Consider the following 16309-nt stretch of genomic DNA (forward strand, 5'->3'; position numbering starts at 1 on the left):
GTCCACACCTTGACCGGGGCCCACTCCCTGCCCCCGCCGCCTCTTGAAGTTGATCTACAGCAGGCGGCGACGGGCAACGATGGCTTTGACCTGCCGTTATGCGAGCAGATCAGGTCTGCGGGGGAGCGCTAGGGACTTCTGAGGGACTTATCGGCTGAGCCAGGAGTCCATGGCCGCAACGCCTCGCAGCCCTGCTCCGGGCATGAAGTGTGCGTAGGTGTCGAGTGTGATTTTTGCAGATGAGTGGCCCAGCCACTGGGCCACGCTCGCGATGGATTCGCCGGCCTCCAACTGGACGCTGGCGTAGGTGTGACGCAGCACGTGAAACATGTCTTCGCGACCGCTGGCACCTTCCGCGCCGGCGGCGTGCTGGTGGACCCGCACAGCTGTCGAGTCCACCGAGACGTCCCAGTCGATCTGGCCCGCCGTGTCCTCGGCCGCCTGGATCCGCGACAGCAGCATCGTCCATTTCTTTTGACCTCAAGGTCAAAAATGGTGTTACGGTGGCGCCATGGGCAGGCCGAAGCAGTTCGATCCGGACGTGGCGGTGGAGCGCGCGATGGGCGTGTTCTGGCGTAAGGGGTACGCGGCGACGACGCCGCAGGACCTCGTGGATGAGATTGGCATCGGCAAGGGCAGCCTGTACAACGCCTTCGGCAGTAAGCACGCCTTGTTCGAGCGGGCGCTTATGCGCTACCGCGATTCACAGGCCGCGTGGCTGGAGGCGCTGCTCGATCACCCCGGTTCCGCGAAGGATCGGCTGCGGGGTGCGCTGGAGGCGCTCGTCGAGCTCGATCTGGGTGACCCGGATCGGCGTGGCTGCATGGCGGTCAACACCGCCGCGGAGTTGGCCACCTCGGACGCCGGGACGGCGGACACGGTGCGCAAGATGTTCGCGCGCACGGAGAGAGCGTTCCGGGCGACCGTTGAGGAAGGTCAGCGGGCCGGCGAGATCGCCGGTGGCCGCGACGCGGCGGCGGTGGCTGCCTGGTTGCTCGCGACAGTGATCGGCATGCGAGTGCTGGCGAAGACCGCAGATGATGCCACGCAGTTGAGGCGGGTCGTGAACGCGGCGATGGATTCGCTGTAGTCCGGCACTACAGGTCGGCGCCGGCCTCCTTTTTTGTAGCCTAATTTTGTACCTGTAGTTCAAATATGTTCAAGGAGTCTGACATGGAGCTCGATCTCGTTGGAAAGACCGCGGTCGTCACCGGGGCCAGCCGAGGCGTGGGCCTCGCGATCACACGGCACCTCGTCGCCGAGGGGGTCCGCGTGGTGGGTGCGGCCCGCACGATCACGGCCGAGCTGAAGGGAGCCGGCGCCCACCCGGTCGCGGTCGACCTGAGCACGCCGGAAGGTGCCGAGGAGTTGAGGGCTCAGGCGCTCGTGGAACTCGGCGGCGTGGACATCCTGGTCAACAATCTGGGCGGCGGTGACACGTTTACCCTGAACGGGTTCCTCGCGAGCGACGACGCCCTGTGGGCGCAGAGCTTCGAGGTCAACCTGTTCGGGACGGTCCGGGTCACCCGTCTGCTGCTGCCGAGCCTCCTGGAGCGCCGTGGTTCGGTGGTGAACATCTCGTCGATGAGTGCCCGCCTGCCGGGCACGGGTCCGATCGAGTACGGCGTCGCGAAGGCGGGTCTGAACGCGTTCGGTAAGGCGCTGTCCGAGGAGTTCGGCCCTCGAGGTGTGCGTGTGAACACCGTTTCTCCCGGTCCGACGCGTACCGGCATGTGGGAGGACGCCGACGGCTTCGGTGCCCGCCTCGCGGAGGTGAACGGTGTCGGGCACCGCGACTTCGTGGCCGGGGTGCCCGCGGCGATGGGTATGACCACTGGCCGCATGGTCGAGGCCGACGAGGTCGCGGCCGTCGTCGCGTTTCTCGTCTCGGACCGCGCGGCAAGCGTGACCGGTGCTGATTACTTCGTTGAGGGTGGCGGCATCAAGACGGTGTGAGACGACGACTGGCGAGCTGGGGCGGCGAGGAGACGTTCCGCCTCAGCGGATGCCCTTCTCGCCGCGGACGCGGACGCGGACGCGGGCGCGTTCGCGTCGTTGTGCGGCCAAGACGTCGGGGTTCCTGGCATTCTGGTTGCGCCAGCGCAGTTGCCGGCGCAACTCCCGTTTCTGGACAGTGTGGTTGGGTGATGGGAGTTGGCGAGGGTGAACTGTCGCAGTGGCCCGAAGTGCGCCTCGATCGGATTCGCCCAGGACGCGTTCGTCGGGGTGAAGCACAGCTCGACCTTGTTCTGGGCTGCGCAGCGCAGGATGCGCGCGTTCTTGTGGGCGGAGGGGTTGTCCAGGACCACGTGGATCGGGGCGCCGTCGGGGCGTGCTGACCGGATGGTCTTGAGTGCGGGCCAGGTCGGATCGATGCCCTTGCGGTGCCGGTTGATGCCCCAGAGCGCGTCGTCCCCGACTGAGTAACAGCCGCGGAGGATAGGTGACCCCGTGGGTGCGGTGGCAGGTCGCCGACAGCCGGTCGGGCCTGCACTCTTCGGCCCAGCAGGATCCGCCGGTCGGGCGCATGCCGAGCGGCCCGAACTCGCCGAAGGCGAAGGTGCGGTCGGGGCGCTCGTCGACGCGTACTCGATCCGGTCCAGATCCGTGTCAAAGCCCTGGTCGTTGGATTCCTTCCATGTCTCGGTCCGCTGGAACGTCACGCCGTTGCGCGCGAGCAGGCAGCGCAGCGCCTCGCGGTCGATGTGTATCGGACGGACGGCGTTGCGCCGCAGATGGTCGGCGAGCTTGCGGATCTACCAGCGGGTGAAGGGCCTGCCGGGCTTGGTGGGGCGGGTGGTGGCCGTCTGGATGACGAAATCCTCTTCGTCATCGCTGAGCAGGCGGGGGCGGCCTCCCGCCCATTGAGGGTCCAGGCAGGACAGCCCAATCTGGTTGAAGCGGTGGATGACGTCACGGACGGTGCACTTTCGAGGGATGATCCGGTGGCTGAACCAGAAAGCCCATGACAGAGCCGAAAGGGGAAAACTGCCTGGTCAGAGCCCCTGTGGCTGTAGTTGCCCCGGCCGCCACTCCACCCCCTACCCCCGCCGCCCCTTGAAGTTGATCTTCATGGTGTCCATGTCCGTCGCGGTGGAGCGCAGTTCGCCGTGCCCGTGACCGGCCTTCCGCAGCGCCGTCTCCGCGCGGTCCTCGGCGATCGCGGCGGCCATCTCCTCGCCGTCCTCGGCGTCCGACACCACCACGTACCGGAAGCTGAAGTGCTTGAGCACACGGTCGTAGGTCAGCGATCCCTCCTCGCTGAACTGCATCCCGGCCAGGCCGTGCTGCTCCACCTCGGCCAGCAGCCGCTCGCGGGCCTCGTCCGTCAGCCCTTCCCACGTGCCGCGCACGATCACCCGGTACGTGTGCTGCGTGACCATTGTGTTCCGCCGTTCCTGTCGCATTCCGCAAACCGATTGAGGTGCCAGCCTACGGCGCGGAGGATGGGGCGCATGCGGAATATCGTGGTGCTCGACGCACCCTCCAACCTGGGGCTCCGGCCCCCCGCCCCCGGCACCGTCCCGGGCTGCTACAAGCTCGCCGGAGCCCTGCGTGAGCAGCGGATCGTGCAACGGCTCGGCGCGGCCGAGGGCGGGGTCGTCGTACCGCCCCGCTACGACCGCGGTACGTGGCAGGAGGGCGACGGGGTCTTCAACGCCGCCGCGATCGCCCGGTACACCCGCACCCTCGCCGACCGCGTCGAGCACCATGTGCGCGCCGGGGACTTCCCCCTCGTCCTGGGCGGGGACTGCTCCATCCAGCTGGGCGCCTCGCTCGCCCTGCGCCGGATCGGGCGCTACGGACTGGTGTCGGTCGACGGGTCCGCCGACTTCCGGCACACGGGCAACGGCGACGGGGTCGGCGCCGCGGCCGGCGAGGAGCTGGCCATCGCCACCGGGCGGGGGCAGGACGACCTCGCCGCACTGGAAGGGCTGAAGCCGTACCTCCGGGACGAGGACGTGCGGGTCCTCGGCATCCGCGACTACGACGAGGACCGCGCCGAGCTCGCCGAGCTGAAGATCCCGGTGGCGACCGTCGGAGAGATCCGTGAGCAGGGCGCCGCCGCACTGGCGGGCGAGATCGTGCGGAGCCTGGAGAGCCCGGCGCTCGGCGGGTACTGGGTCCATCTGGACGCCGACGTGCTCGACCCCTCGGTCATGCCCGCCGTCGACAGCCCGGACGACGGCGGACTGCTGCCCGGCGAACTCGGGCCTCTGCTGCGGACACTGGTCGCCTCGCCCCGCTGCGCCGGCCTCAACGTGACGGTCTACGACCCCGATCTCGACCCGGACGGCACGGCCGGCGCGCTGCTCACCGACCTGGTGGTCGCGGCTTTTGCCGAAGTCTGACGGCTGATCCCCTGGTCCGGGCGGCGCCGAGCGTGTTCCATGGTCATCGGGGGCGCCCGGACCTGCGGCGGCCCGCGCGAGGGAGCGAGGTTGCCGTGGCCACCACCGTACGACGCACCGTACTGACCCTGCCCGCAGCGGCGACGGGGCCGGAGAATCCGCTGCCCGCGCTGCGGCCCCTGGACGAGATGCATGTCGTCGACGACCGGGACCGGGCGGGGCTGCCCCGGGACATGGCACGCCAGATCGGCCACGAACCCCTCGCCACCGTCCTTCCCGTGCGGATCCTCGACGGATACGGGCGCGAGCGCACCCCCACGGACCTCGACGCGATCGTCATCGAGAACGACCGGCTGCGGGCCACCGTGCTTCCCGGACTCGGCGGGCGCATCCACTCCCTCGTCCACAAGCCGTCCGGCCGGGACCTCGTCTACGCCAACCCCGTGCTGCAGCCCGCCGACTTCGCGCTCAACGGGGCCTGGTTCTCCGGCGGCATCGAGTGGAACATCGGCGCGACGGGTCACACCACCCTGTCCTGCGCCCCGGTGCACGCCGCCCGGGTCCCGGCGCCGGACGGCGGTGAGATGGTCCGGCTCTGGGAGTGGGAGCGGCTGCGCGACCTGCCGTTCCAGGTCGATCTGTGGCTGCCGGAGGACTCCGACTTCCTCCACGTCGGCGTGCGGATACGCAACCCGCACGAACACCCCGCCCCCGTGTACTGGTGGTCCAACATCGCCGTCCCGGAGGGCGAACGCACCCGGGTGCTGGCGCCCGCCGACGAGGCCTGGCACTTCGGGTACGAACGGACGCTGACCCGGGTCCCGATGCCCGAGACCGGTGGCGTCGACCGGACGTACCCGCTGCGCGGCGACTTTCCGGCGGACTACTTCTACGAGGTGCCCGACGGCGCCCGCCGCTGGATCGCCTCCCTGGACGAGCACGGCCGCGGCCTCGTGCAGACCTCCACCGACCTGTTGCGCGGCCGCAAGCTGTTCCTCTGGGGCAGCGGGCCCGGTGGCCGCCGCTGGCAGGAGTGGCTCACCGAACCCGGTACCACCGGCTACGCGGAGATCCAGGCCGGGCTGGCCCGTACCCAGCTGGAGCACGTGCCGCTGGAGCCCGGCGGCGAGTTCAGCTGGCTGGAGTCGTACGGGCCGCTCGAAGCCGACCCCGGCGCCGTGCACGGCGCCGACTGGGCCGCGGCCCGGGCGGAGGCCGAGCAGCGGCTCGCCGCGGCACTGCCGCGCGCCGACGTGGACGCCGCGTACGAGGCATGGCGGCGCTGCGCCGACACGGAGCCGGGTGAGATCCTCGCCACCGGCTCGGGCTGGGGCGCCCTCGAAGTACGCCGCGCCGGATACGAGCTGCCCGGCACCCCGTTCGCGCCGTCCACGCTCGGCGAACAGCAGGAACCCTGGCTCCAGCTCCTGGAACAGGGCGCCTTCCCCGAACCGGGCCACGTCGCACCGCCCGGGCCCAGCCTCGTCTCCCCGCACTGGCGGGACATGCTGGAGACGGCCTCCGCCGAACCGCTCACCGAGTACCACCTCGGCGTCGCCCAGTGGCATGCCGACGACCGGGCCCAGGCGGTTCGCAGCTGGGAGCGCGGGCTGGCCCTCGCCCCGTCCCGCTGGCCCCTGCTGCGCTGTCTCGCCGTCGCCGCCCACGAGAGCGGTCAGCGGGACAGGGCGGCCGACCACTACGCCGAGGCGTTCGACGACCTGTGCGCGGAGCGGCGCGACGACGGCGAGGCGTGGACGGCGGCCACGGCGGCCCTCGGCCGGGAGGCGATCGAAGCCCTGCTGGCCGCGGGCCGTACCGCCGGTGCCCGCGCGGTCTGGTCCGGTCTGCTCCCGGCCATCCGTCTCCGGGGCCGCTTCCGGCTCCTGGAGGCGCGCCTCCTGCTCGCCGAGGGAGACCTGGCGGCGGCCCGCGCCGTGTTCGACGACGGATTCGAGGTCGCCGATCTGCGTGAGGGGGCGGAGGTCCTGGACGAGGTGTGGGCCGAACTCACCGAACTCACCGGAGAACCGCTGCCCGACACGTACAACTACCGGATGCGGCCGCGGGGCTGACGGCGGGACAGCCTCAGTCCGCCACCCGGTTGCGGTCGACGTACTCGAAGACCGAGCCGTCCGGGTGCACCGCGATCAGGTTGCGGCCGACCGGGGTGGGAACCGGTCCCGCGATGACCCGCGCGCCGACCCGGGTCAGGGAGGCGTGGGCCTCGTCGACGTCCTTCACCGCGATCGTCGCGGTCACCTTGCGCAGGATCTCCAGCTCGGACTCGGGGCCGCTCATCAGCAGGAAGCAGCTGATGGCGGCGACGGACACCCCGCCGCGTTCGAAGCGCAGCGCCGGACTGGCCGTGAGGTCCTCGTAGAAGGCCACTGCGGCCTCCAGGTCGTCGACGCAGATACGCAGCGTGGTTCCCAGGATTTCCATGCCGAACAGGGTAGTTGGCCGGTCAGCGGTGTGTGATCGATTCGGTGGAGGGAGCGGGGTGGTCCGGGGGCCGGCGTATGCGGCCGGGCCCCCGGGCCGTGCGATCAGGCCCGGCAGAGGATCTCGCCGTGCGGCACCATGAACCAGCCGTCACCCTGCTCGCCCCAGGCGCGCCACGCCTCGGAGATCGCGGTGAGCTCCTCGGCGGTGGCGTGGCCGCCCTCGACCGCCAGCTTCGCGTAGACCGAGCCGATGGTGCGGTCCGCCCACAGACCGCTCCACCACTCCCGGCTCTCCGGGGTGGCGAAGCACCAGGAGGCGGCCGTCGGGGTGATGTCGGTGAAGCCCGCATCGCGGGCCCAGGAGAGCAGCCGGCGGCCCGCGTCCGGCTCGCCGCCGTTGGCCCGTGCCACGCGGCGGTACAGCTCCAGCCAGCCGTCCAGCACAGGTGACTCGGGGAACCAGCTCATGGCCGCGTAGTCGCTGTCGCGGGCCGCGACGATGCCACCGGGACGGCAGACCCGCCGCATCTCGCGCAGCGCCTGCACGGGATCTCCGACGTGCTGGAGCACCTGATGGGCGTGGACCACGTCGAACGAGTCGTCGGGGAAGTCCAGGGCGTGCACATCGGCCAGGGAGAACTCGACGTTGTCCAGGCCGAGTCCGGACGCGGCGTCGGCCGCCTCGGCGAGGATCTCCCGGGTGGTGTCGACCGCGGTCACCCGGCCCGGGGCGACCAGCGCCGCCAGGTCCGCGGTGATGGTGCCGGGCCCGCACCCGACGTCCAGCACGCTCATGCCGGGCCGGAGTTCGCCGATGAGGTAGGCCGCGGAGTTGGCGGCGGTGCGCCAGCGGTGCGAGCGCAGCACCGACTCGTGGTGGCCATGGGTGTAGACGGCGGTCTCCTTCGGCATGACCGTGCATCCTCTCTCGAGCGCGGACCGCGAGACACGGGCCGCGACGTGCTGATCGATACGGCTACCGTACGCGCCGATGCCGAATAATGAGATGGCCATCTTGCTATATGGACGTGAGTGGCGGGGCGGGCCGACGCGAAAGGGCGGCCGACTCGGCGTCGGCCGCCCCTCGTTCCTTCAGCTCTTCCGGGATCCTCCCGGCTCCGGCCGGTCTCAGGCCGGTCTCGGGCAGTAGACCGTCAGTGCCTCCGGCAGCTTGTCGATCATCAGGTCCCCCGTGCTGTGCGCCACTTCGCCGTCGTACGCGTACGGGGTTCCGGGCTTCAGCCCGGAGATGCGGATGCGCCGGCGCCGCTCCGCCGCATGGATGGGGGAGCGGGTCAGGGGGCCGGCGACGGCGGCCGCCAGCAGCCTCAGCCCGGGGGTCCGGCCGCCATGGACGACGCGTACGTCCAGCAGTCCGTCCGCGAGGTTGTGCCGCCGGCCGGGCGCGGGGCCGACCCGCTGGAACAGGCCGTTGCCGACGAACAGCAGCCACAGGGGCCGTCTCCGGCCCTGCAGTTCGGCCTCCAGTGGACGCTGGCCGCGCAACGCCTCGGCTGCCGCGACGACACCGGCCGGCCAGCCGCCGATCCGCGGGGCCCAGCGCTCACGGGTCCGCACCAGCTCCGGGTAGACGCCCAGGCTGAAGGCGTTGAGGAAATAGCCGTGGGCGCCGCCGGGCCCGTCCGGTCCGGGCCGGAACCTGCCCACGTCCACGCGGACCGCGCTGCCCGCGCCGAGCGCCGCGCAGACGTCGGACACGGTCTCGATGCCCAGGTCGTACGCGAAGTGGTTCAGCGTCCCGCCGGGGAAAACGGCGAGCGGCAGCCCGTGCACGGCGGCCACCGCCGCCGCCCGGTTGACCGTGCCGTCGCCCCCGCACACCCCCAGCGCCCGGCCGCGGCCGGCCGCCTTCTCCAGCTCCGCCGCGAGCTCCGAGGGCGGGCACTCCACCACTTCCGCGTTCGGCAGGGCATCCCGCACCAGCGACGCCGTGGCCGTGGCCGTCCCCGACTCCTGGTTGACGACGACGACCAGGTCCTGGCCGTCCGGCAGGGCGGGCGCATCGGCGGGCGGCCTGCCCGGTGCGGGCAGCTGGCCCCGGGTCGGCACGACGCCGCGCAGGGCGAACGCCGCCCCTATCCCCAGCGCGGCACCGGCCAGCACATCGCTCGGGTAGTGCACACCGGTGTAGACGCGGGAGGCGGCCACCGACAGCGCGACGGGCGCGACGACCGCTCCCCACCCCTTCGACTCCAGCGCCACCCCGGTGGCGAACGCGGCAGCCGAGGCCGCGTGCCCCGAAGGGAAGGACGTGGTGACGGGCTGGCGCTTCAGCTGCCTTATCACCGGAACGGCGTCGAGTATCGGCCGCTCGCGGCGTACCGCGCCCTTGCCGACCGTGTTGATCGCGGCCGAGGCCACCGCCAGCGACGCGATTCCGCGCAGCGCTGCCCGGCGGGCCCGGGCGCTGCCGCCGAACGCGGCGATACCGGCTGCCGCGCCGACCCACAGCAGCCCGTGGTTCGCACTGCGGCTGAGCCGCGGCAGTACGGGGCCGGCGGCCGGCCAGTGCCGGGCGGCCAGGTTCTGGAAGACGGCCAGGTCGCGCCGGTGCAGGACGCCCCGCAGCCCGGCGGGCCGCGGCAGAGGTGAGGGGAAGCTCGGTGAAGACATGGAACAGCGAATACCCTGCGCGCCCCCGCCGAACCGGCAGGCGCGCCCGAACCATGCGGGTGGGTACCCGCGCGCCGCCGTCACCCGTTGGTCATGAGTGCATATATCGGGACGAAACCACCTCGCCCATCCAGGTATCGGGTGCCGCACATCACCCCGTCATTGCCCCGGCAAGTCCGCGACGCTTAGCCTGTGTTCGTGATGCCGGTCACTGGCCGGAATGTCGAACACGAGAGGGTGGTGCACGACCATGGGGCGACTCGTCCCCGCGGTGACCCGGGCGCTGGACGTACTCGAACTCTTCCTCCACGGCGACGGTACGCTCTCCGCGCCCGAGGTGACCCGCAAGCTCCAGCTCCCGCGCACCACCGTCCATGAGCTGCTGACCACGCTCGCCGCCCGCTCGTACCTGGTCACCGTCCCCGACCAGCCCGGCCGCTACCGGCTCGGCGTCCGCACGTACCAGCTCGGCAGCCGGTACGCCGAACAGCTCGACCTCGCGGCCGAGGGCCGGCAGGTGGCCCGGCAGGTCGCCGAGACCTGCGGCGAGACCGTCCATGTGGCGATCCTGGAGGGCACGGATGTCATCTACATCGCCAAGGTGGACTCCACCCACGCGGTCCGCATGGTGTCGGCCGCCGGACGCAAGCTGCCCGCCCACTGCACGTCGGTCGGCAAGATGCTGCTCGCGGCCCTCCCCGAACGGGAGCTCGACGCCCGCCTCGAAGGACTCGAACTCACGGGGATGACCCCCGACAGCATCACCGACGAGGACGAACTGAGGGTGGCGCTCGCTGCCGTACGGGAACGGGGCGTCGCGGTGGAGCACCGGGAGTCCAACCCCGACGTCAGCTGCGTCGCCGCACCCGTACGGGACCGGTCCGGCCGGGTCGTCGCCGCGCTCTCCGTCTCCGTCCCCATGATCCGCTGGAGCGAGGAGCGCGAGGCGGAACTGGCCGCGCTCGCCGCCGAGGGTGCCGAGGCGCTCTCCGGACGGCTCGGACACCACCGGAGGGAGAAGTGAGCCGCCCCCGCCTCGATGTCGCCGTACGGGAACACGCCGCACTCGGGGAGGGTCCGACCTGGGACCCGGCCGGCGAACGGCTGATCTGGGTCGACATCCTCTCCTCCCGGATCCACACCTACGACCCCGCGGACGGCCGGCGGACCGTCATGGCCACCGAACAGCACGTCGGCGCGGCCAAACCACGGGCCGGCGGCGGCCTCGTCGTCAATCTGCGCGACGGAATCGGCCTCTACGACGCGGACGGCGCCTTCCGCTGGCTCGTCCACGACGTCGAACCGGGACGGCGCGGGAACGACGCCGCGGTGGCGCCGGACGGGGCGCTCTGGGCGGGCACCATGCGCTACGACGAGTCGCAGGTCGGCGGCAGCCTCACCCGGGTCGCCCCCGACGGCACGGCCACCCGGGTGCTGCCCCTGGTGGCCTGCAGCAACGGCACCGGATGGAGCCCGGACGGCCGGCTGATGTACTACATCGACACGCCGACCCGCCGGATCGACGTCTTCGACGTGGACGGCCACCAGGTCACCGGCCGCCGCCCGTTCGCGACCGTGGAGGAGGGTGCGGGCTACCCCGACGGTCTGACGGTGGACGCGGAAGGGGCCGTGTGGGTCGCCCTGTGGGACGGCGCCGCGCTGCGCCGCTACACGGCCGACGGCAGGCTGGACCGCGTCGTCGGACTGCCGGTGCGACGTCCCACGGCCTGCGCCTTCGGCGGCCGGGACCTGCGCGATCTCTACGTCTCCACCGCCCGCACCGGCCTCGACGCACCGCATCCGCTCTCGGGTTCGCTGCTGGTCCTGCCGGACGCCGGCCAGGGCCTTCCCGGCACGGCCTTCGCGGGCTGAGGCCGGGCTGGGGCGGGGCCGCGGGGAAGCCGGGCGGGTTCGGATCGCGGACCCGCCCGGCGGTGGATCACCGCGCCGGGAAGCGGCGCAGGGGGCCCGGCAGCCGGGAGCCGAGCGGCGACATGTTCCCGTCGGCGCCGTGCCGGGCCAGCAGATCCAGGACCAGCCGGCCGCGCCGGACCCGCTCGCGGGCCGTCTGGAGGGCGACATCGCGCAGATGGGCGCCGTACGGGTAGATCCCGGGCGCCCTGGACAGGCCGAACTTGAGGTAGAGCGGCGCGCCGCGCCGGATCAGCTCGGCCGCCTCGTACATCCGCACATATCCGCCGAGGTCGTCCGGGGCCTCGATGTACAGGTCCATCGGAGCCGCCGACGCGCGCCGGATCTCGGTGAAGTGAGCGAGCGTCAGGTCGGACGGGATGTTCACCGAGTCGGCGCCCAGCTGCTCGTAGACGGCGAACGACGCGGGATTCACCGGCCCGACCAGAGCGGACACCTTGAACGTCGTGTCGGCGGGCAGTACGCCCTGCTCACGCAGCCGGTGCAGCGTCCACAGCACGCCCTCGTCCGCCACCAGCAGGCACTTCACGCCGAGTTCGCAGGCGCGCAGCGCGTCCTCGACACAGCCGGCCAGGGCATCGTGGCCACGGGCGCGCAGCCCGGCCCCGCCCGAATCGGTACGGAACGAGGCGCCGGTGTCCCAGCTGCCGCGCGGGCCCGTGAACAGGCAGAGCTCGATGCCGCGTTCGGCGCAGCCCTCGACCATGTCGGTGATCTCGGTGTCGCTGAGCATCCAGACGCCGCTGCCCTGGCTGATCCGGTGGACGGGGACACCGAGCCGTGCGCTCTCCTCCAGCACGACGGACAGCGCTTCGGGGCCCTCCACGGACGGGATCTCGGTCCGCCAGGTGCCGCCGTCGGGAAAGGTGTGCGGGGACGCGTCGGCCGGGGCCGCGGCGGGGGCGCCGAGCCCGACCGCGCTGAGCGCGGGCTCGCCCGGACGCCGGACGCCGGTGCGGGATCCGGACGGGGCAGGGGATACGGAGGTCATGAGCGACCTTTCGTGTTCGGTGGGTCGGACGAGGTTCGGGTGGAAGAGCGACGGGCGGGACGGGCCCGAGAGCCGGACGTGAGCCGGAGGCCGAGCCGGGGAGCGCGTGCAGGGCCCGCGAGCCGGACGTGATCCGGAGGCGGAGCCCGGGAGCGCGTACCGGGCTCCGTGAACCCGGCATGATCCGGGCGAGAGGCCGTGAGGGCTGTCCAGCCGGGGAATCGCGGGACAGCAGCCCTCAGGGGCGCATCAGCACCTTGCCCGTCCCCGCGCCGCCGCCCCCGACCAGCGCCACGGCCTCCGCGAACCGCTCCAGCGGGAACTCGTGCGTGATCAGCGCGGCCGGATCGAGCAGCCCCGCGGTGAACGCCCGTACCGCGTAGGACCAGGAAGCGGAGGACGCCCCGAACACGCTGCGCACCGTGAGCTGGCTCAGTGACAGGTGCACCGGGTCGATGCCGACGGCTCCCGGCGCGAACATGCCCGTGAGCACGACCCGGCCCCCGCGCCGCGCGAGCAGGCAGGCGTCGGCCGCGGTGGTCGCTGCCCCGGCCGTCTCCACCACCAGGTCGTACCGGCCGTGCACCTCAGCGGCATCCTTGGGCGCCAGGGCCTCGCTCGCCCCGAAGCGCAGCGCCTGGCGCGCCCGTTCGTCCCGCGGATCGATCACCGTGAGTTCACCGGGTGACACCGCGGCGAGCAGCTGGACCGCGAGCAGCCCGAGCGTTCCCGCGCCCACGACCGCGATCCGCTCACCCGGCTCCGGCGCCCCGGCCCGTACGGCCGCCGCGACCACGGCCGCGGGCTCCAGGAGCGCGGCGGCCCGCAGGTCGGCGTCGTCGGCCAGCGGGTGCAGCAGGCGTGCGGGCAGCACGACGTGGTCGGCGAACGCGCCGGGCCGGGTGAAGCCCGTCTCGTCGTAGCCCGCCGTGCACAGCGAGGTCTCACCGCTGCGGCACCGCTCGCAGCTGCCGCAGGAACGGAAGCCCTCGGCGACCGTGCGCCGGCCGGCCAGGGCGGGATCGACGCCCGCGCCCACCGCCTCGACGGTCCCCGACCACTCGTGGCCGGGGACCACCGGGTAGCGCACGTAACCCGGGTCGCGATGGCCGTCGTACACCTCGCGGTCACTCATGCAGATCCCGGCCGCGGCCACCCGCACCCGGACCTCGCCGGGGCCGGGCTCCATGACCGGTCCTTCCGTCAGCCGGTGCCCGCCCGGCCGGTCGACCGTGATCGCCCGCGAGCGGGCGGGTCCGTCGCTCACTTGGGCTGCCTCTTCTCCCAGCCGTCGGCCCACAGGTCGAACCGGGCCTGCTGCTGTGGGAATTCGGCCGCCGCGTCCACGTCGAGCTCGACCCCGAGACCGGGGGCGTCGGAGAGTTCGAAGCAGCCGGTGGCGGGGTCGACCTGCGGGGCGCCGCGTACGACCTTCTTGATGTCGGCGTCCGCGAAGTCGTTGAAGTGTTCGAGGATCTTGAAGTTCGGGGTGCAGCCCGCGACCTGGAGGCTGGCCGCCGTCAGGACCGAACCGCCCACGTTGTGCGGCGCGATCAGCGTGTAGTGGGTCTCCGCCGTGGCGGCGAGCTTCCGGGTCTCCAGGATGCCGCCGATGTGGCCGACGTCCGGCTGGATGATGTCGGCGGCCTGCGACTCGAAGAGCTCGCGGAACTCGACGCGGTCGTGGATGCGCTCGCCCGTCGCGATGGGCATGTCGACCTTGCCCGCGACCTTGGCGAGCGCCTTCAGGTTCTCCGGCGGCACCGGCTCCTCCAGCCAGGCCGGCCGGAACGGGGCCATCTCGTGGGCGATCCGCACCGCCGTCGAGGGGCTGAAGCGGCCGTGCATCTCCAGCATCAGTTCGGTGTCGGGGCCGATGGCGTCGCGGACCGCCTCGATGAGAGACACGGAGTACCGGGTCTCCTCCTGGCCCAGCTCGAAGTGGCCCGTGCCGAACGGGTCGATCTTCAGTGCCCGGTAGCCGCGTGCGACGACCGCCGAGGCGGCCTTGTGATAGGCCTCCGGGGTCCGCTCGGTGGTGTACCAGCCATTGGCGTACGCCTTGACCCGGTCGGTGACCTTGCCGCCGAGCAGCTGCCAGACGGGGACGCCGAGCGCCTTGCCCTTGATGTCCCAGCAGGCCATCTCGACGACCGCGATGCCGGACATGACGATCTCGCCGGCCCGCCCGTAGTCGCCGTACTTCATCCGGCGTACGAGGTCCTCGACGGCGAACGGGTCCGAACCGGAGATGTGGTTGGCCTCCGCCTCGCGCAGATAGCCGATGAGTGCGTCGGTGCGGCCGAGCATCCGGGTCTCGCCCACACCGGTGAGGCCCTCGTCGGTATGGACCTGCACGTAGGTGAGGTTGCGCCAGGGTGTTCCGACCACATGTGTGCTGATTCCGGTGATACGCACGGGAGTTGCCCCTCGACTTGTTCGATATTTCGGCACTCGTTCGAAATCCTGGCGTGACCGTAATGACGCGGCGGGGCGAGTGTCAATGGGGCCGTCGTGTCGCGGTGCGGTTCTCCGGCCGTCCGGCGCGCCTGCCGGGGCCGTGCCCCTTCCCTCCGGACGGCTTCGCGGTAGCGCAGGCGCCCCGCCCCATTCCCTCGTATAAAGGGGCGGACACGGCCCGGTCGACGGGCACGGTGACCGAGCGGCGGCGAAGGAGGCCCGGATGGGCCGGGAGCGGACCGGACGTCAGGGGGACGGCGGGCCAGGGGTCCGCGAGGACCGCGGGCCCGTACGGTACGGACCGCCCGCGCCGGACCCCGGCCTGCCCGTGCTGCCCGAACTGGCCGAGGTGCTCGCCGCGGCGGCCGGCCGCGGCGCACCCGAACCGGCAGGCGGCTCGGCCGCCCTGCGTGAGGCGGCCCGTGCCTACTGGGACCGGCGCGGACTGCACGGCGGCCCCGGGCACATCGCCGCCGCGCCGGGTACCTCCCCGCTGGTCCTCGCCCTGATCGCCGCGCACGGCGGCGACGTACTGGTGCCGCGCCCCTGCCCCGCCTCCTGGATCCCGCAGGCCCGGCTGCTGGGCAGGCCCGCCTACCAGGTCCCCACCCCCGCCGAGTGCGGCGGCGTGCCCGACCCCTACGCGCTCCTGGAGACCGTACGGCGCGTGCGCGCCGAGGGCGGCAGGCCGCGGCTGCTGCTGATCTCGGTGGCCGACGACCCGACCGCCACGGTCGCCTCGCCGGAACTGGTGCGCGAGGCGTGCGAGGCGGCCGTCGCCGAAGGGCTGCACATCGTCAGCGACGAGACGTGGCGCGACACCCTGCACCGGCCGCACGACACGGTGCTGCTCAGCCCCGCCGAGATGTGCCCCGACGACGTGACGGTCGTCTCCGATCTTGCGGGCGCGCTGACCCCGTCGGCCTGGCCGGTCGCCGTCGCCCGGTTCCCCGACACCGAGCGCTCGGCGGTGCGCCACGCCCGTACGCTCGACATCCTCACCGCGCTCGGCGCCCTCGTCGCGGGCCCGGTCGCGGCCGCCGCGGCCCACGCGCTGCACGAACCGGACGCCGTCACCGCACGCGTCCGCCGGGCCGCCGCCCTCCAGGCCCGGGTCGCCTCCGCCGCCCACCAGGCGGTCCTCGCCTCCGGCGCGCTGGCCCGGCCCCCGCAGGCGGGCCGTCACCTGTACGCGGACCTCGGCCCGCTCCGCTCCCGGCTCGCCGCCCGCGGGGTCACGGACTCGCTGGAGCTGGAGGAGTACCTGACGGGCCGCCTCGGGGCCCCGGCCCCCGGCGGTCACCGGTTCGGCGACGAACTGGGAGCCCTGCGGGTGCGGCTGGGCACCGGACCGCTGCTCGGCTCGACACCGCAGCAGCAGACGGAGTCCCTCACCTCACCGGACCCTCTCGGATTGCCGCACGTCACGGCAGCGCTGAGCATGTTCCGGGCGGCCCTCGACGAACTCCGCTGACGCGCTGCTCCGACGCTCT

General features: G+C 72.5%; 14 protein-coding genes and 2 pseudogenes. 7 read left to right on the top strand and 9 right to left on the bottom strand.

What is annotated here, in order from left to right:
- Positions 1-147: 147 nt before the first annotated feature.
- Positions 148-348 (bottom strand): annotated as a pseudogene (locus tag ACIQMX_RS14865) (tyrosine-type recombinase/integrase); the annotation flags it as partial.
- 163 nt (positions 349-511) lie between these two features.
- Here ACIQMX_RS14865 and ACIQMX_RS14870 point away from each other — a divergent pair.
- Together ACIQMX_RS14870 and ACIQMX_RS14875 are read left to right on the top strand one after the other, a co-directional pair.
- Positions 512-1090: a TetR/AcrR family transcriptional regulator gene (locus ACIQMX_RS14870; RefSeq protein WP_402477974.1), complete on the top strand. Its 579-nt coding sequence runs from the start codon at positions 512-514 to the stop codon at positions 1088-1090.
- 83 nt (positions 1091-1173) lie between these two features.
- Positions 1174-1956: an SDR family oxidoreductase gene (locus ACIQMX_RS14875; RefSeq protein ID WP_402477976.1), complete on the top strand. Its 783-nt coding sequence runs from the start codon at positions 1174-1176 to the stop codon at positions 1954-1956.
- A gap of 42 nt (positions 1957-1998) precedes the next feature.
- Here ACIQMX_RS14875 and ACIQMX_RS14880 read toward each other — a convergent pair.
- Positions 1999-2972: pseudogene (locus ACIQMX_RS14880) on the bottom strand (IS630 family transposase).
- 69 nt (positions 2973-3041) lie between these two features.
- Entirely contained in the window at positions 3042-3383 is a 342-nt protein-coding gene (locus ACIQMX_RS14885; protein ID WP_402477977.1) for a DUF6204 family protein, read from the bottom strand.
- A gap of 72 nt (positions 3384-3455) precedes the next feature.
- Here ACIQMX_RS14885 and ACIQMX_RS14890 point away from each other — a divergent pair, with 72 nt between their 5' ends.
- Both ACIQMX_RS14890 and ACIQMX_RS14895 read left to right on the top strand, forming a co-directional pair.
- A complete protein-coding gene (locus ACIQMX_RS14890; protein ID WP_402477979.1) occupies positions 3456-4352 on the top strand; it encodes an arginase family protein in 897 nt (298 codons plus the stop codon).
- 95 nt (positions 4353-4447) lie between these two features.
- A complete protein-coding gene (locus tag ACIQMX_RS14895; RefSeq protein ID WP_402477981.1) occupies positions 4448-6427 on the top strand; it encodes a DUF5107 domain-containing protein in 1980 nt (659 codons plus the stop codon).
- A 13-nt stretch (positions 6428-6440) separates the two neighbouring features.
- Here the strand turns inward: ACIQMX_RS14895 and ACIQMX_RS14900 are convergent, their stop codons facing one another.
- The 3 genes from ACIQMX_RS14900 to ACIQMX_RS14910 form a co-directional block, all read right to left on the bottom strand.
- The gene (locus ACIQMX_RS14900) at positions 6441-6797 is read right to left on the bottom strand and encodes a VOC family protein (protein WP_363065521.1); all 357 of its coding nucleotides are present in this window, start codon (positions 6795-6797) and stop codon (positions 6441-6443) included.
- A 104-nt stretch (positions 6798-6901) separates the two neighbouring features.
- The gene (locus tag ACIQMX_RS14905; protein WP_363065523.1) at positions 6902-7711 is read right to left on the bottom strand and encodes a methyltransferase domain-containing protein; all 810 of its coding nucleotides are present in this window, start codon (positions 7709-7711) and stop codon (positions 6902-6904) included.
- 216 nt (positions 7712-7927) lie between these two features.
- Positions 7928-9433, bottom strand: coding sequence for a bifunctional phosphatase PAP2/diacylglycerol kinase family protein (locus ACIQMX_RS14910; RefSeq protein WP_402477985.1), 1506 nt, complete (start codon positions 9431-9433; stop codon positions 7928-7930).
- Positions 9434-9683: 250 nt separating this feature from the next.
- Here ACIQMX_RS14910 and ACIQMX_RS14915 point away from each other — a divergent pair, with 250 nt between their 5' ends.
- Complete coding sequence (locus ACIQMX_RS14915; RefSeq protein ID WP_363065527.1) at positions 9684-10457, top strand: IclR family transcriptional regulator; 774 nt, start codon at positions 9684-9686, stop codon at positions 10455-10457.
- Entirely contained in the window at positions 10454-11305 is an 852-nt protein-coding gene (locus tag ACIQMX_RS14920) for an SMP-30/gluconolactonase/LRE family protein (RefSeq protein WP_402477988.1), read from the top strand. Before ACIQMX_RS14915 ends, ACIQMX_RS14920 begins: the two co-directional genes overlap by 4 nt.
- 67 nt (positions 11306-11372) lie before the next feature.
- On the opposite strand, the gene ACIQMX_RS14925 is transcribed toward ACIQMX_RS14920, so the two are convergent.
- The 3 genes from ACIQMX_RS14925 to ACIQMX_RS14935 all read right to left on the bottom strand — a co-directional run bounded on the left by ACIQMX_RS14925 (position 11373) and on the right by ACIQMX_RS14935 (position 14774).
- A complete protein-coding gene (locus tag ACIQMX_RS14925; protein WP_402477991.1) occupies positions 11373-12356 on the bottom strand; it encodes a hypothetical protein in 984 nt (327 codons plus the stop codon).
- Positions 12357-12594: 238 nt separating this feature from the next.
- Positions 12595-13545, bottom strand: coding sequence for a zinc-binding dehydrogenase (locus ACIQMX_RS14930; RefSeq protein WP_402478474.1), 951 nt, complete (start codon positions 13543-13545; stop codon positions 12595-12597).
- 74 nt (positions 13546-13619) lie between these two features.
- Entirely contained in the window at positions 13620-14774 is a 1155-nt protein-coding gene (locus ACIQMX_RS14935) for a mandelate racemase/muconate lactonizing enzyme family protein (protein WP_363065535.1), read from the bottom strand.
- Positions 14775-15039: 265 nt separating this feature from the next.
- On the opposite strand from ACIQMX_RS14935, the gene ACIQMX_RS14940 reads away from it, so the two are divergent.
- Complete coding sequence (locus ACIQMX_RS14940; protein WP_402477994.1) at positions 15040-16290, top strand: aminotransferase class I/II-fold pyridoxal phosphate-dependent enzyme; 1251 nt, start codon at positions 15040-15042, stop codon at positions 16288-16290.
- Positions 16291-16309: the final 19 nt, after the last annotated feature.

The sequence above is a fragment of the Streptomyces sp. NPDC091416 genome, assembly GCF_044756845.1.
Classification (GTDB): domain Bacteria; phylum Actinomycetota; class Actinomycetes; order Streptomycetales; family Streptomycetaceae; genus Streptomyces.